This window comes from Pseudomonas sp. Sample_21, assembly GCF_004307525.1.
Classification (GTDB): domain Bacteria; phylum Pseudomonadota; class Gammaproteobacteria; order Pseudomonadales; family Pseudomonadaceae; genus Aquipseudomonas; species Aquipseudomonas atacamensis.
Genome location: NZ_RCNZ01000092.1, coordinates 17667 through 42976, shown reverse-complemented (window position 1 = coordinate 42976; position 25310 = coordinate 17667). Strand labels below are relative to the sequence as shown.

Genomic DNA, 25310 nt, shown 5'->3' with positions numbered 1-25310 from the left:
TGGTGAAATTGGTAGACACGCCAGCTTCAGGTGCTGGTGACCTTACGGTCGTGGAAGTTCGAGTCTTCTCCTGGGCACCAATTTCGAGTTTGAGACTAGATCAGTTTCAACACTCACACAAAACCCGCGAAAGCGGGTTTTTTTCATTTGCGGGAAAGCTTTTGCTCACACTGATTTATTAAAACCAAATCAGGGGTTTACAGATCAAAAAGGCCTCCGTATAGTGCGCCACATCAACAGCGGCAACGCTTGCGATGATTGCCCAGATGGTGAAATTGGTAGACACGCCAGCTTCAGGTGCTGGTGACCTTACGGTCGTGGAAGTTCGAGTCTTCTTCTGGGCACCAATTCAAATTCAAGGTTCAGGCCTTGGATTTCACAAAAACCCGCGAAAGCGGGTTTTTGCGTTTCTGCCTTCCTGAATTTCGCCATCCCTACAGGATCGCCAGTCGCCCCACAAGGCGCACTTGAGAAACAATATCGTTTATCATTGTTGCAAGTTTTTGCAATGCGACAGTGAGGAACCCTGCGAATGACGTTTCGAAATACCCTGCGCCGAGGCCTGACCTTCACCCTCCTCGGCCTGGCGCTCGCCACTCCCCTCACCCAGGCTGCCGATGCGGTTTCCCTGACTCTCTACAACGGCCAGCACAAGGAAGTCGGCGACGCGATTGCCAAGGCTTTCGAAGCCAAGACCGGCATCCACGTCAACGTGCGCAAAGGCAGCAGCAACCAGCTCGCGAGCCAGATCATCGAAGAAGGCGACCGCTCGCCCGCCGATGTGATCTACACCGAAGAGTCGCCGCCGCTGAACAACCTCGGCGAACAGGGTCTGCTGGCCAAGGCCGATGACGCCACCCTAGCGGTTTTGCCGGAAAAATACGTCGCCGCCAACGGTACCTGGATCGGCGTTACCGCGCGCGTGCGCGTGGTCGCGTTCAATCCGAAACTGATCGATGAAAAAGACCTGCCGAAATCGGTGATGGAATTCTCCGAGCCGCAGTGGCAGGGCAAGGTCGGCTTCGTGCCGACCAGCGGCGCCTTCCAGGAGCAGGCCGTAGCGATCATCAAGCTGCACGGTCGTGACGCCGCCGAAGAATGGCTGACCGGCCTGCGCGCGTTCGGCAAGACCTACAGCAACAACATGGTCGCACTCAAAGCTGTGGAAAACGGCGAAGTCGCTACCGTACTGGTGAACAACTACTACTGGTTCGCCCTGCAACGCGAGAAAGGCAAGCTCGACTCCAAGCTGCATTATTTCACCGGCGGCGACGCTGGCGGCTTGATCACCGTGTCCAGCGCTGCCGTGCTGAAATCCAGCAAACATCCAAAAGAAGCCCAGCAATTCCTCGCCTTCATGGCCAGCGAAGAAGGTCAGCGCGTGATCACTCAGACCACCGCCGAATACCCGCTGCACAAAGGCATGGAGTCGGATCGCGGCCTCAAGCCGTTCAGCGAACTGGAAGCGCCGAACGTCACTCCGGCGGATCTGGGCAATGCTGAAGAAGCGCTGGAGCTGGAACGCGAAGTTGGCCTGAACTGATGGCAGCATCGTTATCGGCCCCCGCCGCGCGCGGGGGTTACGTGCCACGACGCAAACGGCCGTCAATCTGGCTGGTGCTGCCGGTATTGCTACTGGTGGTCATGAGCCTGCTGCCACTGGCCTATGTCGGACTGAAAGCCTGGCAGGCCGGCTGGGCCGAGGCGCTGCATTTGCTGTGGCGCCCGTATGTGTTCGGCCTGTTGCGCAACACCTTGGCACTGATGGTCGGCGTGACGGTTACCTGCGCCGTGATAGGTCTGTCGCTGGCGTGGCTGCTGGAGCGCAGCAATCTGCCGGGGCGGCGCCTGTGGGGCGTGATCCTGTGCCTGCCGTTTGCGGTGCCGGCGTTTGTCAGCAGCTTCACCTGGGTCTCGCTCAGCGCGCAATTCGAAGGCCTCGGCGGGGCGATTCTGGTGATGAGCCTGTCGAAGTATCCGCTGATCTTCCTGCCAGTTGCGGCGACCCTGCGCAATCTCGATCCCTCCCTCGAAGAATCCGCCCGCACGCTGGGACAGAATCGCTGGGGCGTGTTTTTCCGCGTCACCCTGCCGCTGCTGTGGCCATCGCTGCTGGCCGGTTCGCTGTTGATCGCCCTGCACATGCTGGTGGAATTCGGCGCGCTGTCGATCATCGGCCTGCAAACCTTCACCACGGCGATCTACCAGCAATTCGAACTGGAATTCAGTAACGCTAACGCAGCGATGCTTTCGGCGGTGTTGCTGGCGCTGTGCCTGCTGCTGTTGTGGCTGGAGCTGCGCGTGCGTGGCAAGGGCCGGCATGTGCGCACCGGCCAGGGCGCGGCGCGGCAAGCTGAACAGGTAAAGCTTGGACCGTGGGCGGCGCTTGGTCAGTTGTATTGCCTGTTGCTGGCGATTATCGGCAGCGGCATTCCGTTGGGGATGTTGGCGTATTGGCTGGCGGTCGGCTCATCGGCGGCGTTCCCGGTAGCGGCGATCACCGAGGCGCTGTTGTCATCGCTGGCATTGTCATTGGGCGGCGCGGCGCTGTGCCTGTTATTGGCAGTACCGGTCGGACTGCTGGTGGTGCGCTATAAAGGCCAATTGGCAATCTGGGCCGAACGCCTGCCTTATCTGCTGCACGCGCTGCCGGGGCTGGTGATTGCGTTGACGCTGGTGTATTTCGCCCTGCATTACGTGCCAGTGCTGTATCAAACGTCGGGCTTGCTGCTGATCGCCTATGCGCTGCTCTTCCTGCCATTGGCGCAGGCGCCGATCCGTACTGCGCTGAACAAGGCTGCACCGCAGCTGGAAGAAGCGGCGCGGACATTAGGCGCATCGTCGTTCACCGCGTTTTGCCGGGTGACCTTGCCGATCATTTTCCCGGCACTGGGCGCAGCGTTTGCGCTGGTGTTTCTTGATGCGATGAAGGAATTGACGGCAACGTTGCTGCTCAGCCCTACCGGACTCAATACATTGGCGACCGAAGTCTGGGCGCATACAGCGAATGTCGAGTTTGCCGCGGCGGCGCCTTATGCGGCGTTGTTGATTGTGGTCTCGGGGTTGCCGGTTTATCTGCTGACAACACGGATGTATCTGAGCCGCTGATACCGTATTCGCGAGCAGGCTCGCTCTCACAATGGGTTGAGTTTCCCTGTGGGAGCGAGCCTGCTCGCGAAGAGGCCAGCCCGGATACCACTAAGCGCGGAACTGCCCCAGGCTGGCTTTCAATTGCGCCGCCAGACCATCCAGCACCTTGCCACTGGCCGTGGTTTCCACCACTGCCTGCGCCGCTTTCTCGGCCTGCGCATGAATCGTTTCGACGCGCCCACGCACTGCCTGTGCACCCTGCGCCTGATGCGCTGCTGCTTGCGTCGCCAGACCGATCGCCGCGTGCACCTGCTCAACCGAAGCCTGCACCGACTGCTGCAACCGCGCACTGTCGCGCAAGACCAGCAAACCTTCGCTGGCCTGCCGTCCGGCCTGACCAATCGCCTCGACTGCCTCACGTGCGCCCTGTTGCAGAGCAACGATGTGCGCTTGAATATCACCCGTCGAGCTCTGCGTTTTGCTCGCCAGTGCACGCACTTCATCCGCGACCACGGCAAACCCACGCCCGGTTTCACCGGCGCGCGCCGCCTCGATCGCAGCGTTCAATGCCAGCAGGTTGGTCTGTTCGGCGATGCCGTGAATCACCGTCAACACCACCTCGATCTGCTCGCTCTGCTGCGCCAGTCGCTCGATAACCTTCGCCCCGGTATCGACCTGCCCGGCCAGCGCTTCGATCAGGCTGCCAACTTTCGCCGAAGTCCGGGTGTTCTCATCGGTGGCCTGACGAATATCGACAACCTGCTTCAGCGCCGCCTGCATTGCCTGACTTTCCGACTGCGCCTCGTCTGCCATTTGCGACAGCGCGCGAAGGCTTTCTGCAACTTCATCGCGCTGCATTCCGGCAGCCGCATCGGCGCCAGCGTTGCGCAAAGTCATCGCGCCGATTTCCACGCCAGTGCGCTGAGCGACATCGCCCGCCTCGCGTACGATCGGCTGCAATTTATCCACAAAGCGATTGACCGCCGAAGCCATGTCGCCGATTTCATCCTTGCTGTTGATCTGCACACGCTTGGTCAGATCGCCCTCGCCCGCTGCCAGATCGTCCATCGCCGCATTGAGCATTTTCAGACGATTGACCACACGATGACCGAGCACCACGGCCAGCAACAGCAGGACGCCGCAACCGACCAGTGCCAGGCCAAGGCCGATACGCCAGCGCAGTGTCGCGGCAGCGTCTTGAACGGTTTGCGCAGTGTTGGCTTTCATTTCGCCAGCGGTGCCCTGCGCCGATTGCAGGCGCGCCTGCATCGCTTTGGCACTGTCCGCCGCCGCGCCTTTGAGGCTGTCGCCGACCAATTGATCGCTGCTGGCAATCAGCGCCAGGAAGCGCTTGTCGAGCTCGGCCAGATCGGTTTCCACCGAGGCCGTGGACACGCCCATCAGCACTTTGCCGATTTCCACGCCATTGGGATTGATCGAGGCTTCGAGGTAGTAAACCGAAGGATCGTTTTTCGCCGCATCCAGCACCTTATCCAGCGCACGCTCGCCCTGACCTTTTTCGAGCAAGGCCTTGTTGATCGGGTTTTCACGGTTGAGATAACGGGTCAGATGCTGGCCAGTGGCGTCGTCATACACCACGAACAGCACGTTGGGATTGCGCTGGGCGCGACGAGCGAACTCCGACAGCGTCGGCACGTCGCTGTCCCACATCGCACGCGGCGCTACGGATGCAAGCAACTGCGCCATGTCGTTGGCCGAATCCTTCAGATCCTTTTCCAGCGTCGCCCGCAGTTGCGCCTGCTCTTCCTTTAAGCGCGCGGACAGGCCAGCCGTGAGGCGCTGACGAGTACTGGCTGACAGCGCATCAAGACTCGAAGTGACTTCACGCCCGGCCTGTTCCAGCTCACCGGAGAGCTTCTGGCTGTCGGCGCCCAGGCGCACGGCCAGATCGGCTTCGAGCGCCGTGACCGTGCTCCGCGTCAGGGCAACCGCCACCAACACCTGCACCAAAAGGGCGATACCAAGGGTAACGAACACCGGCCGCAACAAACGGCTTTGTAACAGTGAGAGAACGGCTGACACTTTAAATCCCTCTACTTCTGACGCCATTAATTTGATGGCACTCTTGTAGACAGATTCACAGCAAAGGTCATGCCGTCCAACAGGCATAAACGACAAAGGCCCCGATTAAGGGGCCTTTGTTTTTTACATCAACGACTTATCAAGCGAACGGATGACGCAGAACGATGGTTTCGTTGCGGTCCGGGCCCGTCGAAATAATGTCGATCGGCGCGCCGATCAACTCTTCAACGCGTTTGATGTAGGCACGAGCATTGGCCGGCAGCTCTTCCAGGGTCTTGGCACCCACGGTCGATTCGCTCCAGCCCGGCACTTCTTCGTACACCGGCTGCAGGCCGACGTAGCTGTCAGCATCGGTCGGCGCAACGGCATTGCCCTGCGCGTCTTTGTAGCCGACGCAGATGTTGATGGTTTCCAGGCCGTCGAGTACGTCCAGCTTGGTCAGGCAGATGCCCGAGATGCTGTTCACATCGATAGCGCGACGCAGGATGACGGCGTCGAACCAGCCGCAACGACGGGCGCGGCCAGTGGTGGCGCCGAACTCGTGACCTTGCTTGGCCAGGTGCGCACCAACTTCGTCGAACAGCTCGGTCGGGAACGGGCCGGAACCGACGCGAGTGGTGTAAGCCTTGGTGATGCCCAGGATGTAGTCGAGGAACATCGGACCCACGCCCGAACCAGTCGCCACGCCGCCAGCGGTGGTGTTGGAGCTGGTCACGTACGGGTAGGTGCCGTGGTCGATGTCGAGCAAAGAACCTTGCGCGCCTTCAAACATGATGTCCTTGCCGGCACGACGCAGGTCGTGCAGCTCAGCGGTCACGTCGAGCATCAGCGGCTTGAGCAGCTCAGCGTATTCCTTGCACTCGGCCAGGGTCTTTTCGAACTCGATGGCTGGCTCTTTGTAGTAACCGACCAGCATGAAGTTGTGGTAGTCCACCAGTTCACGCAGCTTGTCTTCGAAGCGCGGCATGTTCAGCAGGTCGCCGACACGCAGGCCACGACGGGCAACCTTGTCTTCGTAAGCCGGGCCGATGCCGCGACCGGTAGTACCGATCTTCAGCTCGCCACGGGCCTTTTCACGGGCCTGGTCCAGCGCGACGTGGAAGGACAGGATCAGCGGGCAGGACGGGCTGATACGCAGGCGCTCGCGCACCGGTACGCCTTTCTCTTCCAGCTTGGTGATCTCGCGCAGCAGAGCGTCAGGTGCAACCACCACGCCGTTGCCGATCAGGCATTGCACGCCTTCGCGCAGCACGCCCGACGGAATCAGGTGCAAGACGGTTTTCTCGCCGTCGATCACCAGCGTGTGACCCGCGTTGTGGCCACCCTGGTAGCGCACTACGGCGGCAGCATGTTCGGTCAGCAGATCAACGATCTTGCCTTTGCCCTCATCACCCCACTGGGTGCCCAGGACTACGACATTCTTACCCATAACACTTGTCCTCATTCGCGCAAACTTGGTGCCGGCGATGGCCGGCAGGAAAACTCAAGAAGCCAGTGGCGATACTTGCCAAAGCCCGTTCTGCTGAATCAATTGCCGGTCGCAGTCCGCATCACGGGCGGCGGCCAAAGGTTGTCCAGGCAAGGCCTGAACGACACGCTGACCCTCACTGCGCAACTGGCAAACCTGCTGCCAGAGTGCCGCATCCGTACTGTCAGGCATCCAGATACCGCCAGACGGTAGCTCGATCTCAGCACGCCCCAGGGTCACCAGGGTTTTCAAATCGGTAGAGAAACCAGTCGCCGGACGGGCGCGACCGAAGTCGGCACCGATGTCATCGTAACGACCGCCCTGAGCGATGGACTGGCCAACGCCCGGCACGAACACCGCGAACACCACACCGGTGTGGTAGTGGTAGCCGCGCAACTCGCCGAGGTCGAAATACAGCGGCAGCTGCGGGAAGCGCACGGAAAGACGCTCGGCGATCGCCAGCAGATCTTCCAGCGCCGCCAGCACCGGCGCCGGCGCATTGGCCAGACGCTCGCGGGCAGCGCTCAACACTTCACGGCCGCCACACAGATCAACCAGTGCGCGCAGCATGCCCGACAGATCAGCCGGCAGGCCTTCGGTCAGGGTAATCACTTCATCGATGGCCTTGCGCTGCAGGGCATCGAACAACTGCTGCTCGACTTCACCGGACAGACCAGCGGCACGCGCCAGACCACGGTAGATGCCGACATGGCCGAGGTCCATGTGCACGTCCGGCACATCGGCCAGTTGCAGCATGGCCAGCATCAGGCTGATGACTTCGACGTCGCTGCTCGGGCTGGCGTCGCCGTACAGCTCGGCGCCCAGCTGGATCGGGCTGCGCGAGGACGACAATGCACGCGGCTGGGCATGCAGGACGCTGCCGGCGTAGCACAGACGGCTCGGGCCTTCGCGACGCAGGGTGTGCGCATCGATGCGCGCCACTTGCGGCGTGATGTCGGCACGGAAACCCATCTGCCGGCCCGATTGCGGGTCGATGACCTTGAAGGTACGCAGATCCAGGTCCTGGCCCGCGCCGGTCAGCAGGGATTCCAGGTACTCGATATGGGGAGTCACGACGAACTCGTAACCCCAGCTCTGGAACAGATCCAACACCTGACGACGCGCAACTTCAATGCGCGCCGCCTCCGGTGGCAGTACTTCTTCGATGCCATCTGGCAGCAGCCAGCGGTCTACCGTTGCCATTACGCCATTCCCCTTTGATCCGGGCGGCCAGCACGAGGGCGAGCCTTGAGTGAAGCAGAAAATGATCGGGGCGTTCAAAACGCACGCGCATGAACGACGCAGCGAAAGGCCGGCTGGCGGCTTCGCCCATCACTTTCCTCGAAAAACGCTCGGGCTATTCAAACCCGACGTCTGCAACAAAAATAGCAATCAAACGTGCAGACGCAAAAAAGCCGGGAATTTCCCGGCTGCCGCATCATACACACGTTTTCCGAAAGGATCACCCCGCCCGAGGTTTTAGCCGCCGGGCGGACTGATTCAGGTCAACGTCGTATCAAGGTTTGGCTTTTTCCAGATAACGGAAGAAGTCGCTGCTTGGGTCGAGGACCAGGACGTCGGATTTGTTCGCGAAGCTTTCACGGTAGGCACGCAGGCTACGGTAGAAACCGTAGAACTCCTGATCCTGGCCGTAGGCCTTGGAGTAGATCGCAGCAGCCTGGGCGTCACCGTCACCGCGAACCTCTTCGGATTCACGATAGGCTTCGGCCAGCAGCACGCGGCGTTGACGATCAGCGTCGGCACGGATGCCTTCGGCCAGCTCGTTACCCTTGGCGCGGTGCTCGCGAGCTTCACGCTCACGCTCGGTGCTCATACGTTCGAACACACTGCGGTTCACTTCCTTCGGCAGATCGATGGCCTTGACCCGGACATCGACGACTTCGATACCCAGCTCTTTTTCCGCCATCTTGTTCAGCGACGCAGTGATGTCAGCCATCAGCGCATCACGCTCACCCGACACCACTTCGTGCAGGGTGCGCTTGCCGAACTGGTCACGCAGGCCCGATTCGAGACGACGGGACAAACGCTCGTCGGCGATCTGCTTCAGACCCGAAGTCGCGGTGTAGAAGCGCTCGGCATCTTTCACCCGCCACTTGGCGTAGGCATCGACCATCACGGCTTTCTTTTCCAGAGTCAGGAAGCGCTGCGTCGGTGCATCCAGCGTCAGCAGACGCGCGTCGAATTTGCGCACCTGGTTGACGTAAGGCACCTTCACATGCAGACCCGGCTGGACATCGGCCTGAACCACACGACCGAATTGCAGCAGCACCGCGCGCTCGGTCTGAGCGACGATGTAGAAGCAATTCCAGCCCACCAGTACCACAACGACGCCAACGATCAGGGCGATCAGCGATTTATTGCTCATCAGCGGGTCTCCCTTGTACGCGTCTGCGGCACGTCGGTGACATGCGGCGTGACGTCCGTGTTGTTGCTGGCGGCCGAACCGGTCACCGGTGCATTACCCGAACTGTTCTGGATCATCTTGTCCAACGGCAGGTAGAGCAGATTGCTCTGGCCGTTCTTGTTGCCGGTCACAAGGACCTTGCTGGTGTTGCTGAAGACTTCCTGCATGGTGTCCAGGTACAGACGCTCGCGGGTGACTTCAGGTGCCTTGCGATACTCGGCGACCAGTTTGGTGAAGCGATCGGCCTCACCCTTGGCGCGCGAGATGGTCTCGTCGCGATAACCGTTGGCATCTTCGATGATGCGCTGGGCCTGACCACGGGCTTCCGGCACCACGCCGTTGGCGTAGGTTTCGGCCTGGTTGCGCGAACGCTGCTCGTCTTCACGGGCGCGGATCACGTCATCGAAGGCTTCCTGCACTTCACGCGGTGCCGCTGCGCTCTGTACGTTCACCTGGGTGACGGTGATACCGGTGCGATAGGTATCGAGGAAGCGTTGCAGACGCTCCTTGATTTCGCTGGCCATCAATTCACGACCTTCGGTCAGCACCTGATCCATGGCGGTGGAACCGACCACGTGACGCAGCGCACTTTCAGTCGCGTGCTGCAGGCTGATTTCCGGCTGATCGACGTTCAGCACGAAATCCTGCAGGTTGCTGATCTTGTACTGCACGGTCAGCGGCACTTCGACGATGTTCTCGTCTTCAGTCAACATCTGGCCCTGCTTGGTGTACGCACGCTCACGCGTCACGTTCTCCATGTACTTCTTGTCGATCGGCGGGAAGTAGATGTTCAGGCCCGGGCCGACAGTCTCGTAGTACTTGCCGAAGCGCAGCACCACGGCTTGCTCCTGCTCGTCCACCACGTAGACCGCGCTGTACAGCCAGACAGCCGCGAGCACGACCAGGCCGATGCCGAGCAGACCGCCGAAGCCGCCACTGCTGCGCCCCGACCCGCCGCCGTCATCACCGCGTTTCTTACCACCACCGAACAACCCGTTCAGGCTTTCCTGCAGCTTTCGGAAGGCCTCGTCGAGATCCGGTGGCCCCTTGCGGTCGCCGTTATTGCGGCGCTTGCCACCCCAGGGATCCTGATTATTCGAGTTGCCACCCGGCTCATTCCAAGCCATAGCGCTCTCCATCTGATAAAGCAAAGACGCACCCACGGCGCGCCGACCAATGCTACAGAATGCCTGCCGTTGCGGCACAACCGCTTTGTCAGGCTTTTATTGCAAAGTGTGTTGCTCGATGAATTCCATCGGCTGCAATCCTTCGCGGCTTACCAATCGATTCAACTCGATCCGGGGCAAACGAACGGCCAGCAGGCTGACACCTTCTTCATCGTATTCTTCTTTCTGCACCGCCCCGAGTTCGAAGAACTGCGCACGCAGCCGAGCGAAGCGTTGCGGCAAGCGCAAGGTACCGACGAACAGATCACTGCCGAGCAGCTCGGCGATGGCCTGTTCAAGCAATTCCAGACCGCTGCCATCGCGCGCCGAGAGCCAGACCCGTTGCGGCTTGCCATCGGCATCACGCTGGATCTGCGGCTCGACGCCTTCAAGCAAATCGAGTTTGTTATAGACCTCGAGGATCGGCAAGTCCTGTGCACCAATCTCGCCCAGCACCACCATCACCTGCTCGATCTGCAACATGCGATCCGGTTCGGCCGCATCGATCACGTGCAACAGCAGGTCGGAATTGCTCGACTCTTCGAGCGTAGACCGAAATGCCTCGACCAGCTTGTGTGGCAGGTGACGAATGAAGCCCACGGTATCGGCGAGGACGATCGGACCGAGGTCGTCAAGCTCCAGCCGGCGCAGGGTCGGGTCGAGCGTGGCGAACAGTTGATCGGCCGCATACACCTCGGACTTCGTCACGTTGTTGAAGAGTGTCGATTTGCCCGCGTTGGTGTAGCCCACCAGCGAAACGGTAGGAATGTCCGCACGGGAACGGCCACGGCGCGACTGCTCGCGCTGACTGCGCACCTTCTCCAGCCGCCCCTTGATCTGACGCAGGCGAACCCGCAGCAGACGGCGGTCGGTTTCCAGCTGGGTTTCGCCCGGACCGCGCATACCGATACCGCCACCCTGACGTTCAAGGTGAGTCCAGCCGCGAACCAGCCGCGTGCTCATGTGGTCAAGCTGGGCCAGTTCGACCTGCAGCTTGCCCTCATGGGTGCGTGCGCGTTGGGCAAAAATATCGAGAATCAGCCCGGTGCGGTCGATCACGCGACACTCGAAAACACGTTCGAGGTTGCGTTCCTGACTGGGCGTGAGGATGTGATTGAAAATCACCAGATCGGCTTCTTCAGCCTTGACCAGGTCGCGCAGTTCCTCGACCTTGCCGCTGCCGATCAGATATTTGGCGGTTGGCCGATGACGCGGCACGTTAAAAAACGCGACGGTCTCGGCGCCAGCCGAATTTGCCAACTCCTGAAACTCCTGCGGATCTTCGCGCGCCTCAGGGTCCTGTCCATCCAAGTGAACGAGGATGACTCGTTCACCACCACCGTGGCGCTCAAAGAACAAAGGAGACTCCTATCAGGCGTTACCCGGCGCTGCATCGGCATCGCCCTGTTCGTTTTCGGTTGCGCTAGGCAGACGAATTGGACGAACCGGCACGACGGTCGAGATAGCGTGTTTGTAGACCATCTGGCTTACGGTGTTTTTCAGCAGGATCACGAACTGGTCGAACGACTCGATCGTCCCCTGCAGCTTGATACCGTTGACCAGGTAAATGGAAACCCCGACTTTCTCTTTACGTAAAGTGTTCAGGTAAGGGTCTTGTAGCGAATGCCCTTTTGACATGTGCCGCACTCCTTTAAGGATTCAATAATAAAAACAGGTAAATTCAGATGGCTTCGGCCGTCACACCCCCAAGGATAGACGGCAATTGCAAGGACTCAGCTCAATATGGAGATGGTCCCAAGGTATTTCAAGGCGCGTGGCAGATTGTCGCAATCAAGACTGTCCAGCCAGTGCAAATCGTCCCAGCTGCGCAGCCAGGTAAACTGGCGTTTGGCCAATTGGCGCGTGGCGATGATGCCCCGCTCCTGCATCTGGGCCAATGTCAGCTTGCCGTCCAGGTAATCCCAGACTTGGCGGTAGCCTACCGCACGTATAGACGGCAACCCCGAATGCAGGTCACTTCTTTTACGCAGGGCTACGACCTCGTCGATGAATCCCTGTTCCAACATATTTGTGAATCTTTGTTCAATTCGCTGGTGCAGAACCTGACGATTCGCCGGAGCAATGGCCAGGTTCGCGACAGTATAGGGCAATTGTTGGCGTCCCGAAGCGGCTGCTTCAGTACTTTGCGCAGATTGTTGCTCGCGCAGGGCGGTCATGCTCTGCCCGCTGACTCGATACACTTCCAGTGCCCGACTCAAGCGCTGCGGATCATTGGGATGAATGCGCGCCGCCGACACCGGATCGATTTGCGCCAGTTGATCGTGCAGGGCTTGCCAGCCGAGGCGTGCAGCTTCTTCCTCGATCTGCGCACGGACCTCGGGATCGGCCGCCGGCATGTCCGCCAGACCTTCGACCAGAGCCTTGTAATAGAGCATGGTGCCGCCGACCAGCAGCGGGATCTTTCCTCGCCCAGTGATCTCGGCCATGGCCTGCAACGCGTCGCGACGAAAATCGGCAGCGGAATACGCTTCAGCAGGATCGAGAATGTCGATCAGCCGGTGCGGATATTCGGCGAGCAGTTCTTTCGAAGGTTTGGCCGTGCCGATGTCCATGCCGCGGTAGACCAGCGCCGAATCGACACTGATCAATTCGCACGGCAGCACCTTGGTCAGCTCGATGGCCAGATCGGTCTTGCCCGCAGCGGTCGGGCCCATCAGGAAAATCGCTGGAGGAAGCTGGCTCATCAACGACCGCGCAGGAACAGTTTGTCCAGATCGTCCAGACCCAGCTGGGTCCAGGTCGGTCGGCCATGGTTGCATTGACCGCTGCGCTCAGTGTTTTCCATATCACGCAGCAGGCCGTTCATTTCCGGCAGGGCCAGACGCCGGTTGGCGCGGATCGCGCCGTGGCAGGCCATGGTGCCGAGCAATTCGTTGAGGTGCGCCTGGATACGGTCGCTGGTGCCGTACTCCATCAAATCCGAAAGCACGTCGCCGACCAGTCGATTGGCTTCGGCCTGCTTGAGCAATGCGGGAATCTGCCGGATCGCCAGGGTTTCCGGCCCCAGGCGCTGCAATTCAAAACCAAGGCGCTGAAACCAAGCGGCGTGTTCTTCAGCACAATCGGCCTCGCGCTGACTCACGGCCAGCGACTCCGGCACCAGCAACGGCTGGCTACTGAGACCTTCGCTGGCCATGGCGATCTTCAGGCGCTCGTACATGATTCGCTCGTGGGCGGCATGCATGTCCACCAGCACCAGGCCATGGGCGTTCTCGGACAAAATATAGATGCCCTTGAGCTGCGCCAGTGCATAGCCGAGCGGCGGGATATCTTCCTGACCGGTTGGCAGCGCGCTGGCATTGGCTTCAGGCAGCGGCGCGAAAAACTCTTTGTAAGCGGCTTGAGCCTCGGCAGCGGGCAGCGCCGATTGCGGACGCGGCGTGTATTGATACTGATAAGCGCCGCCAGCGCTGGCCCCGGATGACGTGTTGAACGCCGGTTGCGCCTGCGGCTGCTCCAGCAGCGCATTGGCGGCCAGACGCATCTCGCCCTGTGGGCCGAATTCGCCCGCCTCGATCCCGCTCGGCCGAACGATCGCCGTGGTCACCGAACCGGCAAGCTGATCTTCCGGCCGTACATCGCCCAATGCACGATGCAAGGTGCCATAAAGGAAGTCATGCACCATGCGCCCGTCACGGAAGCGCACTTCGTGTTTGGTCGGGTGCACGTTGACGTCGACCGCCGCTGGATCGACTTCGAAAAACAGCGCAAACGTCGGGTGACGGCCATTGAACAGCACGTCGCGATAAGCCTGACGTACCGCATGGGCCACCAGTTTGTCGCGCACTGCTCGGCCGTTTACGAAGAAATACTGCAAGTCAGCCTGGCTACGGTTGAACGTCGGCAAACCGACCCAGCCCCACAGGTGCAAGCCATTGCGTTCGATCTCGATCGGCAGCGCCTGCTCAAGGAAACCCGAACCGCAAATCGCCGCCACACGCCGGGCGCGGGCTGCATCATCGTGGGCCTCGTGCAGGCTGAGGATGGTCTTCCCGTTGTGGCGCAGATGAAAAGCCACGTCGAAGCGCGCCAGCGCCAGACGCTTGATCACTTCTTGCAAGTGATCGAATTCGGTTTTTTCGGTCTTGAGAAATTTGCGCCGGGCCGGGGTGTTGAAGAACAGGTCGCGGACTTCCACCGAAGTGCCGACCGGATGCGCCGCCGGCTGCACGCGCGGCGCCATGTCCCGGCCTTCGGTCTCGACCTGCCAGGCCTGATCGGCATCGCGGGTGCGCGAGGTCAGGGTCAGACGCGCCACGGAGCTGATCGACGCCAGCGCCTCGCCACGGAAACCCAGGCTCATCACCTGCTCGAGGTCTTCGAGGTTGCGAATCTTGCTGGTGGCGTGACGGGCCAAGGCCAGCGGCAGGTCATCGGCAGAAATACCGCTGCCGTCATCGCGCACGCGCAGCAGCTTGACGCCGCCCTGCTCGACATCGACATCGATACGCTTGGCGCCGGAGTCGAGGCTGTTTTCCAGCAACTCCTTGATCACCGAAGCCGGGCGCTCAACCACCTCACCGGCGGCAATCTGGTTCGCCAGCCGCGGGCTGAGCAGCTCGATGCGCGCCGTGTTCATTACCTGGTTCATTCTTTGGACGCCAGTTCGGTGCCTGGAATGGTCAGGTGCTGACCGACTTTCAACTCGTCACTTTTCAGGTTGTTTGCAGCACGCAAGGTGGCCGGCGAGACCTGATAGCGCACGCCGATCATCGCCAGGGTTTCCCCCGGGCCGACACGGTGGTCGCGCGGGCCTTGGGCGATCTTGCCGGAATCACGCAGCCAGGCAATGTAAGTGCCCGGTGGCGGATTCTGCTGGAAGAACTGGCGCACGCCGCTGCTGATCGAACGGGCCAGCGCTTGCTGGTGGCTCGATGCGGACAGTTTGTTCGCTTCGTTGGCATTGGAGATGAAGCCGGTTTCGACTAGGATCGACGGGATGTCCGGCGATTTCAGCACCATGAACCCGGCTTGTTCCACACGTTGTTTGTGCAGCGGCGTAACGCGACCGATGTTGGTCAGCACCTTTTGCCCGACGTTGAGGCTGGAAGTCAGCGACGCAGTCATCGACAGGTCGAGCAACACGCCCGCCAGCATACGATCCTTGTCGTCGAGGCTGACGTTGCCGGCACCGCCAATCAGGTCGGAACGGTTTTCACTGTCGGCCAGCCAACGGGCAGTCTCGGACGTAGCGCCACGATCAGAGAGGGCGAACACCGACGCACCGAACGCGGCTGCGGACGGCGCGGCGTCGGCGTGGATCGAGACGAACAGGTCGGCGCCCTTCTTGCGGGCGATTTCGGTACGCCCGCGCAATGGAATGAAGTAGTCGCCGGTACGGGTCAGCTCGGCGCGGAAGCCTTTCATGCCGTTGACCTGACGCTGCAACTCGCGAGCGATCTGCAGTACCACGTCTTTCTCACGCTGGCCGCGCGAACCGGACGCGCCCGGGTCTTCGCCACCGTGACCGGCGTCGATCACCACGATAATGTCGCGCTTGCCGGCCGGGGCTGGCGGCAGCTTGATCGCCGGTTCGGTCGGGGTCACCGGCACTGCCGGCACGGTCGCCACCGATGGCGTCGGCGCCGGCGGCGGCGCGGCATCGGCCGGGTTGTCGAACAGATCGACCACCAGACGGTTGCCATACTGCGCGTTCGGCGCCAGCGAGAAGCTTTTCGGGGTGACGGCTTTTTTCAGGTCGATGACCACGCGCAGGTCGGTCGGGGTGCGCTGGGCCGAGCGCATCGCAGTGATCGGCGTGTTCGCGGTCTGCACGTTCAACGGCGCGCCGAGGGTGGCGCCGTTTATGTCGATTACCAGCCGGTCCGGGGCTGTCAGGGTGAAAACGCTGTGCTGCACCGGGCCGCTGAGGTCAAAGACCAGTCGCGTGTTGTCCGGCGCCCGCCACAGGCGCACGCTGTTGACCTTTGAATCGGCCACAGCGTTGACGGTTACTGCCATCAACATCAGTCCAGCGGCAGCCACCAACGCGCGAAAGCGCATACCAAACCCCATCATTTAATTGGATTCCAATGCCAAAGCGGCACACCAGGCCTCGCCACGCGAGCCCTGGGCTAAAATTTTCAGCGAACGCCCGCTGTCTTGCGGGCTAATGGTAATGGTCAGGTCGGGCTTTGGCAAAAAGCCTGCACCTTTATCGGGCCACTCGATCAGGCACAGGGCATCGTCTTCGAAGTAGTCACGGATGCCGAGAAACTCCAGCTCCTCGGGATCGACCAGGCGATAGAGGTCGAAGTGGAAGGCACGAATGTCACCGATCTCGTAGGGCTCGACCAAAGTGAAGGTCGGACTTTTTACCGAGCCAACATGCCCCAAACCGCGAATGATGCCCCGCGACAGGGTGGTTTTGCCCATACCCAGATTGCCTTCGAGAAAAATCAGGCCATGGCCCTGGGTGACGCGGGCGATCCGTGCGCCAAAGTCGCTCATCGCCTGTTCATCGGCCAGGTACAGGGTTACTTCAGACACGGTGCTTGCTCCTCCAACAACTGACGAATGGCTGGAATCAGATCACTGGCCGCCAGCCCACGGCCGAATTTGCCTTGTTGCATACCCGCGTTGGCGTGCAGCCAGACGGCCAGGCATGCCGCATCGAACGCGTCCATGCCTTGGGCCAGCAATGCGCCGGTGAGACCGGCCAGCACATCACCCAACCCGCCCGTGGCCATCGCCGGATGGCCCTGATGACAGAGGGCCAGACGTCCGTCTGGATGGGCGATCAGACTGCCGGCACCTTTCAGAACCACTACCGCTGAATACTTTTTGCTCAACGCCAGAGCAGCGGCCGGGCGATCGGCCTGCACCTCGGCGGTACTGATGTCAAGCAAGCGCGCCGCTTCACCCGGATGCGGGGTGATCACGCAATCCTTGGGCAACTGGACAAAATCGCTGGCCAGCAGGTTCAACGCGTCAGCGTCCCACACCTGCGGCGATGGTGCATTGGCGGCAGCCGACAGCAGGGCACGGCCCCAACTGGCCTGACCGAGTCCCGGCCCGATCACCAATACCGAAACCTTTTCCAGCAGACCCATCAGTTGATTGGCTGACGAGGTGCCGAGCGCCATCGCCTCCGGCACCCGAGTCAGCGCCGCCGGCACATGCTCTGGGCGAGTCGCCAGCGAAACCATGCCCGCGCCGCCGCGCAAGGCCATTTCCGTGCTGAGCAGAATCGCTCCGCCGAACCCGTGATCGCCGCCGATCAGCAACACATGACCAAAGCGCCCCTTGTGCGAGGTCGGCGCACGCGGCGCAAGTGCTGGGAGATTAGCGGCGCTCAGGCGATGAGCGCAGACGGGAATGTCACTGAAAATTTCGTCGGTGGCTTGCAAGTCGTTGAAGACCAGTTCGCCGATTTGATCCGCCGCGTCGCCAGTCAACAGCCCGATCTTCATAGCAATGAATGTCACCGTTAGATCGGCGTGGACCGCGACGCCCAGTTCACGTCCGGTATCGGCACATAGCCCTGACGGAATATCGACCGCCGCTACCGGCAAACCGCAGGCGTTGATCGCCTTGATCGCCGATGCATACGGCTCGCGCACTTCGCCGCTCAGACCTGTGCCGAGCAAGGCATCGAGGACGACACCGCGCAGCTCGCTCTGCGCCTGCCAGCATTGCACCACAACACCGTCAGCTACGGATTCGGCATGGGCCAGTGCGGCATCGCCCTGCAAACGCTGCGGATCGCCGACGGCGAGAACGCGCACCGTCCAACCGGCCCGCAGCGCCAGCCCGGCCACCAGATAACCGTCGCCAGCGTTGTTGCCGTGCCCGGCAAGCACCGTCAGTTCGTTCGCTGCCGGCCACTTGCGCACCAGTGCGCGCCACGTCGCGCGGGCGGCGCGCTGCATCAATTCGAAGCCCGGCGTGCCGGCGGCGATCAGCCGCGCGTCGAGTTCGCGCACCTGCGCGGCGCGGTACAGCGCGTCGGGGAATTCATCTTTCGTCTGCGGCATGCGTCTTCGGGCTCCGATGTCTGGCAGAATTATACGCACCTCAGCTCCGGTTTCTCTCGCCTCATGTCCGCCATCACCACAGACCTGCCCGCCCTCGCCCAATCGATCAAGGATTGGGGCCGCGAGCTGGGCTTCCAGCAAGTCGGCATCAGCGGTCTGGACCTGGCCGAGCACGAGCAGCATCTACAGCGCTGGCTTGAGGCCGGCTATCACGGCGAAATGGACTACATGGGCGCCCATGGCAGCAAACGCTCGCACCCCGACGAGCTGGTGCCGGGCACGTTGCGCGTGGTTTCCCTGCGCATGGACTACCTGCCAGGCGATACCGAAATGGCCAAACGCCTGGCTGAACCGGAAAAGGCTTACGTGTCGCGTTATGCCTTGGGCCGCGATTACCACAAATTGATCCGTAAACGTGTTCAACAATTGGCCGACAGGATCCAGGCAGAGATCGGCCCGTTCGGTTTTCGTGCCTTTGTCGACAGTGCGCCAGTGCTGGAAAAAGCCATCGCCGAACAGGCCGGGCTGGGCTGGATCGGCAAAAACACCCTTGTACTGAATCGCAAGGCCGGCAGTTATTTCTTCCTCAGTGAGTTGTTCGTCGACCTGCCGTTGCCGGTGGATGAACCGCATAGCAGCGAACATTGCGGCCGTTGCACTGCGTGTCTGGATATCTGCCCGACCAACGCCTTCGTCGGCCCCTATGTGCTGGACGCGCGGCGCTGCATTTCCTATCTGACCATCGAGCTGAAAACCGCAATTCCCGAAGAGTTGCGGCCGTTGATTGGCAATCGCGTGTTTGGCTGCGACGATTGCCAGATCGTCTGCCCGTGGAACCGTTTCGCCCGGCCGACCGGGGAAAACGATTTCAAGCCACGGCACAATCTGGATAACGCACAGTTGGCCGAGTTGTTTTTGTGGGATGAAGAGAAGTTTCTAAGCAGCACCGAAGGTTCGCCATTGCGGCGCGCCGGGTATGAGCGCTGGTTGCGCAATCTGGCGGTTGGACTGGGAAATGCGCCTTCAACGATTCCGGTGCTGGAAGCGTTGAAGGCGCGACGGGATTATCCGTCAGAGTTGGTCAGGGAACATGTCGAGTGGGCACTGGAACGGCACGCCCGTCGCGCGTTCGCAAAACCGGCAAGCGCAATGTTCTAATCGTAGCCGGACCTTGAGTGCTCCTGCTTTCGCTATGTATCGTTTCATTGCGTGCTCCAAGCTTATTGTTTGTCCTTTACCTATGACCACCCAGCTGGTCGATGACCGCGATCCGCTCCTTAGCGTTTTCGGTCATATATATTCGGTCTCCTTTCGACAGATAGAGATGCATCGACTTTGATGCTGATCCGGATGGGCCATACATGGGCGTGTATTCGGCATGAATCAGCGCTGCAGAAGACGTTGGGGAGTTACCCGCCTCAATGTGCTGCATGAAGGTTTCGGCCTTTTCAAGCAAGCCCGTAAGCCCCCTTTTCTCAAGCATGTTATTTTTGGGATTGACCCTGACGAGTGACCATGGTTTTTCGGCCTCTTCCTGAACGGCCGCGCTGGCCTTCGCCTTAGCCTTGGCCGCCGCCTTGTTTCCCTTGCCCTTGATCATACCTCGGGCCATCTCTCGACCGGCTGCTTTGGAGCCTTTACTACTCAGGCCTTGCTTGAAGGCGCCAGCCAGTTTCCTGCCAGCATTGATGCCCGCTTTGGCACCAGCTGCCAGCCCTGCCCCCACCGAAGCCAGCCCGAGACCAAAACTGATCCAGCCCAATATCTCGCCCGCCTGAGAACCCGGTGCGAGTTCATTGACCACCTCGCTGGCAATACCCGCCAGGCCTGAAGCAACCGCCAGCCCCAGTGCCGTCACTGCCCATGGCGTCGCCGCACCCATCGTTACCACGCTGGCAACAATGCCGAGAATACTGAGGCCGATGCCCAGGATCGATTGCCAGGAGACATGCCCGGTAGGGTCAACCCGATTGACCGGGTCGCCCAGGCAATAACTGTAGGCATTTAGTCCGCCCGCACCGAACGGACTCATGCTATCGGGGCAAAGAAAGCGCATCAGTGTCGGGCTATAGGCCCTATAACCATTGCCCAGCAGATACAACCCGGTAACCGGATCCAGTTGCTCGCCGTTGAACCCCGCCAGGCTGAACAATCCGCCGTCGGCAGGACGGTGCCCATAAGGACTGTAGGCGCAATCGGTGAGGTGCTCCTTACCCAGTGTTGCCAGCACGCTTTGCTGTTGATCGGTGCCAAACAGTTGCGAGCCGGCGTTCAAACCGAGTTGCTGTTGCCCCACAAGCGCGCCACCGTGACGCACGATACTGGATGAGTTTTCACCACTCACCTCATTGGCGACCCGGCCTGCGTAGTAGTAACGCTGCGTAGTAACCTCGTCGGGTTGCGACAGCTCAACCAGATCGTCGAAACCGTCGTAATGGTAGCCACGAATGACTGAACCGCCTGCGCCGGACAGTTGTTCGAGACGTCCGAACGCGTCATAGGCCAGCGTTCGCGCCTGGTCGTCCTTGATCATCCTGCCGTTGGCGTCGTATTCCAGCGTCACTGCCGGTGGGTAGTCGACATGGGAATGTTTGACTGCGCTGAGCTGTACCGGATCGGGATTGTCATAACTGAAGGTGGTCAGATTCACGCCCAGCGGGAACTTCGTCTGCACGGTCAGAATGTTGTCCAGCGCATCGAAGGTGAACGTCTGCTGGATAATTTCCTTGCCATACGGGTCACGGGGCTTTTGGGTGCCAGCACAGTCGTACTGGATCAAGCGCCCGCGCACGTCGTAGGTGAACTGTTCATCACGTAAGAGTTGAGTGCCACGTCTGGACACTTTCTGCGCCAGTTTGCCAGCCAGCGTGTAAGTCGATTCGAGGGTCTGGTCAGGCTGACCCTGAATCTCGAATGTACGCCGGGCTTCACGACCGATATCGTCATAGGCGAACCGGGTGATCATCTGACGCTTGATCGAGGTGTCTTCGGTTTTCGTCCACTCCAGCATCCCCGTCTGGGCGTTGTAGTGGAACGCGGTTGTCAGCAAGCCTTGCGAGGCGGATAGAAGGCGGCCGAACTCATCGTATTCAGATCTGTTGTCGGTACCGAGCACATCAACGTGGCTGATCGGTCGCCCCTGCAGGGACCAGGTACTGGACGTTGCTTTCGTGACAGCGCCGAAGCTCGTCGTTTCGGATTTCAGGCGCCCGGAAGGGTGATAGGCAAAGCTGCGGCTCCTGCCGCTTTCGGTACAGGTCAAGGGTTTGCCACTGACGGGGTCATAGGTCATGGTTGTGACCAGGTCCTCTGCCTTGCGCTCGGTCAGCAAACCGCCCAGTTCCCGCAAATAAGTGAATTCGGTTTTTTTGCCATCAGCGCTCTTGTACCACTGTGGCTGAGTGAAGCCCGCTTCATAACCAGCCTCGGACTTTCGCCCGCCCACAGTACTCTGGATCAACCGCCCCAAACCGTCATACGTTTGCTGGCCCAGCACTTTGTCACCGACCCTGATGTCGATCGCCAGCCCTTCATCACTATGCTCGGCGTACTCGGTCACGACCTTACTGCCGTCGGGCAGGACATTGCGGGTCATTCGGTCAAAAACGTCGTACTCATATCGGCTGGTGTTGCCGACAGGGTCTGTCTGGCTGGCTGTGCGCCCATAACCGTCATAGGTGTAAACGGTTTTGCCCAGACTCTTGTTCTTCACATTGAAGCTTTCGACACTCAGCGGTTTTCCGAAATCATTGACGACGGTGATCGTCTTGCCCATGCCCTGGAGCCAATTGGTTTGCCGGCGAAGCACCGGATCCGCCTCGCTGTGTTCGATACGCCCATCATCGTGCAGCGTCTTGCTGACCTGGCCCCAGGAATCGAATTCGTAGCGGGTACTGAACGGATAAGGCTTGCCATCACGCCAATCAGTCAGCGTCACTTTCACCTTGTGACCGACCGAATCATGCAGGGCAGAATAAAGCGTGCGTGTCTGAATGAGACCGTCCTTGTCGGGATGGTCGCAGTCCTTTTCCTGAACGGTGATCACCCGTTCCAGTCCGTCATAGGCGACTTTTTGCTCGCCGCCAGCAGGATCCGTGGTCACCATCGTCGCCGGCTGCTGTTTGCTGGCGGCCAGATAGGCCCACCGGGTAGCGGCCGCATAGGGGGTGCCGGCAGCAACCGTTTTGCCCACGGCCCGGCCGATTGCATCGTATTCATATTCGATGTGCTCGCCATCGACACCGACTTCAGAGACCTGTAATCCGGTCAGCGTCGAAAGCACCTTCTCACTGGTCTGCAGCACGCCGTCGAATCCGCGCGTGCTGGACCTGACTCGCAGCCTGTCACCCTCAAGCTCATAGGAAAATTCGATAGCAGTTTTTTTTTCATTCAGGGTGACACTTTGCTCTTTTGTGGCTCCATGCTTGAGTGGATCCTCGGGCGTATTCAGATAGCTGCGTGCGGTTTTCGAACGCAACACCTCTACACCCTCCACCACTTCGAAAAAACGCTCCTCGACCGGTAACACAGAGGCCAGTTCAGCACCCTCAAGCGCCGGATGCAAAGCGTAGTCGTAATACGTGACTGTCGAAGCACCATCCGATGCGGCAGCAGTCACCGTCCTCTTTTTCGGGAACCTGGAAAAGCCCAGCGGATCCTCCGGGCAGTTATCCCCGCCAATGGCCGGATAGTATTCCGTCGTAGTCGTCACCCCAGTGGGCTCAACCTGCTTGAGCAAGTTACCTTCGCCATCGAACTCGGTGATCGTGGTTTCCACACGCTGCTGTTGGGTGCGCCGATCGAGGTACGTCACCGTATGGACTTTAGGCATGCGGAACTGGGCCACCTGCTCACTGAACGGCTTGGTAACGGAACAATGATACTCCGTGGCGGTGGCGATCTGCGCGTCGCCACAGGTTGTAACCTCAGCCATCAACAGATGGAATTTGTTGTAGGTGCGTTTAATGCGGGTATGTACTTTGCCGCTGACCAGCAAGTGCTCGTCCGAGGTGTAGACGTAGTTGCTGGGCGCCAGATAGAGCGGATCCAGTTCACTATCCTTGGCTGGAAGGAGGCCCTGTCCAAGGAAGTTATGGTCGGAGTACGTGTATGTCTTGCACACTCTGGGCTGGCCGCGCCCTGGGTAGACATCGTGAGCGATAACAAACGGCAGTGTCTGTTCCACACCGCTGATGAAGCGGTGGCCGTGCCGCTTGTAGCGAACGATTTCGACCCCGCGCAGCGGGTTGACGATGCGATGCACATAGCTGGCCCCAGCGATTACTTCATACTCAAGTTCCCAACCTTTACCCACCGGAAGCTCGATGGCCGTTACCCGACTGTTTCTCAAGATCAGCCTGAAGTTGGAGCTCGAAGTGGTGTCGGGATATCGCGACAACGTCACCTGACCTGCCGTACGAGAAATTTTCAAAAGGCAGCGCGTGGCATCACGGACTTCGGCCAAACGGGGAAACTGGTTGAACAACTCATGTTTCAGCGTAATGCTCACGCCGTTCGCCGCGATTATTTTTTCCGCGACGGCGACCTGAGTACCGGCCAACACTTTGAGCAGTTCCCGCCGACCATCCTTGTATCGAACTTCATAGCGCCCTGCTCCAGTGACTGACACCTTTGCTGTTTGCAGTTTCATTTCCTTGAACTTCAGGCCGCTAGACGTCTCGACAGCCTTGTAGCGTTCACCGTTGGCCAAGGTCATGACTTTGCTGCGCAAGTCATAATTGGTCAGGGTCAAAGACCAGCCAACGCCGAAACCACTATCCGCCTGATTGAGCGGATTGAAACCCACTGAAAGTGCAAGCTCCGGACCATTGAGATCTGCCGAGTGCAACTTGCCAAGCGAAAACGCACACGTATACATGCCCGTACGGGGATCAACGCCTCCGGAAACAAATTCACCGAAATTGAAAGCGTTCGAATGCACAGAGGGAGAGAAATTACTTTCCATTAATGAATCGTCCTTTTATTTCCAGACTCAGAATTTGGCAGTCAACACCGGCCAGCGAAGTACGCTGACCAGACAAGAAGTCAGACAAGTCGCTTCATTGACCGCTTGGATTGATCCAGAATAAAAGTGAGCTGATTTTTATCACCATCGATACTAAGCCGGTGTTCCGAGCCGAATTCGTCGATCACGGCAAATTCGAAGGCGCTATCACTTTCCCGCGCCGCTTGCGGGTCAGCGGAAACATACTGAACGAGCGTCAACTGTCCAGGCACTTTGTTGATAGGTACGGTGACGTAGCCATGGGGACTGCGAAATGTTGCCTGCGGGCCATATACAGGCGCCATATATCCATAAAAGGTTTTGCGACTACCTTGCTCACCGGGAATATTCCCGGACACATAAACCTGCACCGCATCTTCGGAATCATAAGGATCAAGTTTCACTTCACTGCTATACCAATCAAGGAGGTGAACCTGCCTGCCATCCGCCCGCAGGCCAATATGATAGTGCTGAACCCACTCATACAGGCCCCGATTCTGTTTCTTGTCATACTTGCTCAACGAAAAGCTGCTCGACGAGTACTCTTTCGGCGGAATCGCCTCCAGCGTGACACTGCTGTCGAAACCAACCCCATTACTTCGCAATACCGCGCCGTTCAAGGAAATCTCGGCGGCCACTTCCATGATTCCAGGTCGGGAAGCCGAAACCCAGAATTGTAAAATCTGTACCGGATCTGCGGCGTTGCTGATCCGGTTGTCAATGACCCGCGGGACTTCTGTCAGTCGCGTTGCGCCGCCCGACATTTCGTGAGCGTAACGATTTTCCTGAATCGATACATTCCATTCTCCCTCCAATGGGCGAGCACCGTTATAGGCAATCAGCCGCAGAGACTGCAACGCGGGATGTCCGTGCAGCGATACGCCGTCGCCATTGTTATCGATCCCGTGTAGAAGCACCAACACACGCACCTGCATGCGACCGTTGGCATAAAGCACTTTGTGCTGACCATGATTCGTGGTGTCGAGTTTTACCTCTATACGGGATATACCTACTTCCTCGCTAAACATTTGATAACACCTCAGCTGATTAATATATTTCACCCCTTAAGGGCTCAGCAGAGTATTAACATCGAACCTGAATATAAGAAGTCGCGACA

At 59.7% G+C, this 25310-nt stretch carries 17 protein-coding genes and 2 tRNA genes; 5 read left to right on the top strand and 14 right to left on the bottom strand.

The features are described 5' to 3' along the window. The first annotated feature begins 1 nt into the window (after position 1). The 4 genes from D8U71_RS17750 (at position 2) to D8U71_RS17735 (ending at position 3108) form a co-directional block, all read left to right on the top strand. Positions 2-80: transfer RNA gene (locus D8U71_RS17750), tRNA-Leu, on the top strand. 180 nt (positions 81-260) lie between these two features. Next, positions 261-347, top strand: a tRNA-Leu gene (locus tag D8U71_RS17745). A 185-nt stretch (positions 348-532) separates the two neighbouring features. Next, positions 533-1543, top strand: a complete 1011-nt coding sequence (locus D8U71_RS17740; protein WP_016771941.1) for an extracellular solute-binding protein — start codon at positions 533-535, stop codon at positions 1541-1543. Further along, on the top strand, positions 1543-3108 hold the full coding sequence (locus D8U71_RS17735; RefSeq protein WP_130888319.1) for an iron ABC transporter permease: 1566 nt from the start codon (positions 1543-1545) through the stop codon (positions 3106-3108). The genes D8U71_RS17740 and D8U71_RS17735 overlap by 1 nt, the downstream gene beginning before the upstream one ends. A gap of 90 nt (positions 3109-3198) precedes the next feature. Here the strand turns inward: D8U71_RS17735 and D8U71_RS17730 are convergent, their stop codons facing one another. The 12 genes from D8U71_RS17730 to D8U71_RS17675 form a co-directional block, all read right to left on the bottom strand. Continuing rightward, positions 3199-5133, bottom strand: coding sequence for a methyl-accepting chemotaxis protein (locus tag D8U71_RS17730; protein WP_110602740.1), 1935 nt, complete (start codon positions 5131-5133; stop codon positions 3199-3201). Between the two features lie 139 nt (positions 5134-5272). After that, positions 5273-6562, bottom strand: a complete 1290-nt coding sequence (locus D8U71_RS17725) for an adenylosuccinate synthase (RefSeq protein WP_016771943.1) — start codon at positions 6560-6562, stop codon at positions 5273-5275. 54 nt (positions 6563-6616) lie between these two features. Continuing rightward, entirely contained in the window at positions 6617-7804 is a 1188-nt protein-coding gene (locus D8U71_RS17720) for an ATP phosphoribosyltransferase regulatory subunit (protein WP_016771944.1), read from the bottom strand. 313 nt (positions 7805-8117) lie between these two features. Further along, positions 8118-8987 carry a protease modulator HflC gene (gene hflC, locus D8U71_RS17715; protein WP_016771945.1) on the bottom strand — a complete coding sequence of 290 codons (870 nt, stop codon included), beginning with the start codon at positions 8985-8987 and terminating at the stop codon, positions 8118-8120. Continuing rightward, positions 8987-10153 (bottom strand): FtsH protease activity modulator HflK, encoded by a 1167-nt coding sequence (gene hflK / locus D8U71_RS17710; protein WP_024011368.1) that lies wholly within the window; start codon positions 10151-10153, stop codon positions 8987-8989. The genes hflC and hflK overlap by 1 nt, the downstream gene beginning before the upstream one ends. A 96-nt stretch (positions 10154-10249) precedes the next feature. Continuing rightward, positions 10250-11551: a ribosome rescue GTPase HflX gene (gene hflX / locus D8U71_RS17705; RefSeq protein WP_016771946.1), complete on the bottom strand. Its 1302-nt coding sequence runs from the start codon at positions 11549-11551 to the stop codon at positions 10250-10252. 12 nt (positions 11552-11563) lie between these two features. Further along, entirely contained in the window at positions 11564-11830 is a 267-nt protein-coding gene (hfq, locus tag D8U71_RS17700) for an RNA chaperone Hfq (RefSeq protein WP_016771947.1), read from the bottom strand. A 95-nt stretch (positions 11831-11925) separates the two neighbouring features. After that, positions 11926-12897: a tRNA (adenosine(37)-N6)-dimethylallyltransferase MiaA gene (gene miaA, locus D8U71_RS17695; RefSeq protein WP_122601477.1), complete on the bottom strand. Its 972-nt coding sequence runs from the start codon at positions 12895-12897 to the stop codon at positions 11926-11928. Continuing rightward, the gene (gene mutL / locus D8U71_RS17690) at positions 12897-14804 is read right to left on the bottom strand and encodes a DNA mismatch repair endonuclease MutL (RefSeq protein ID WP_130888318.1); all 1908 of its coding nucleotides are present in this window, start codon (positions 14802-14804) and stop codon (positions 12897-12899) included. Before mutL ends, miaA begins: the two co-directional genes overlap by 1 nt. Continuing rightward, positions 14801-16231 carry an N-acetylmuramoyl-L-alanine amidase gene (locus D8U71_RS17685; RefSeq protein ID WP_024011366.1) on the bottom strand — a complete coding sequence of 477 codons (1431 nt, stop codon included), beginning with the start codon at positions 16229-16231 and terminating at the stop codon, positions 14801-14803. The genes mutL and D8U71_RS17685 overlap by 4 nt, the downstream gene beginning before the upstream one ends. Continuing rightward, positions 16232-16702 carry a tRNA (adenosine(37)-N6)-threonylcarbamoyltransferase complex ATPase subunit type 1 TsaE gene (gene tsaE / locus D8U71_RS17680; RefSeq protein WP_130888317.1) on the bottom strand — a complete coding sequence of 157 codons (471 nt, stop codon included), beginning with the start codon at positions 16700-16702 and terminating at the stop codon, positions 16232-16234. Next, positions 16690-18189 (bottom strand): NAD(P)H-hydrate dehydratase, encoded by a 1500-nt coding sequence (locus D8U71_RS17675; protein WP_130888316.1) that lies wholly within the window; start codon positions 18187-18189, stop codon positions 16690-16692. Before D8U71_RS17675 ends, tsaE begins: the two co-directional genes overlap by 13 nt. Before the next feature lie 63 nt (positions 18190-18252). Here D8U71_RS17675 and queG point away from each other — a divergent pair, with 63 nt between their 5' ends. Then, entirely contained in the window at positions 18253-19347 is a 1095-nt protein-coding gene (gene queG / locus D8U71_RS17670; protein ID WP_130888315.1) for a tRNA epoxyqueuosine(34) reductase QueG, read from the top strand. A gap of 76 nt (positions 19348-19423) precedes the next feature. On the opposite strand, the gene D8U71_RS17665 is transcribed toward queG, so the two are convergent. Together D8U71_RS17665 and D8U71_RS17660 are read right to left on the bottom strand one after the other, a co-directional pair. After that, the gene (locus tag D8U71_RS17665; RefSeq protein WP_130888314.1) at positions 19424-24154 is read right to left on the bottom strand and encodes an RHS repeat-associated core domain-containing protein; all 4731 of its coding nucleotides are present in this window, start codon (positions 24152-24154) and stop codon (positions 19424-19426) included. An 80-nt stretch (positions 24155-24234) separates the two neighbouring features. Further along, complete coding sequence (locus tag D8U71_RS17660) at positions 24235-25221, bottom strand: hypothetical protein (protein WP_024011363.1); 987 nt, start codon at positions 25219-25221, stop codon at positions 24235-24237. Positions 25222-25310: the final 89 nt, after the last annotated feature.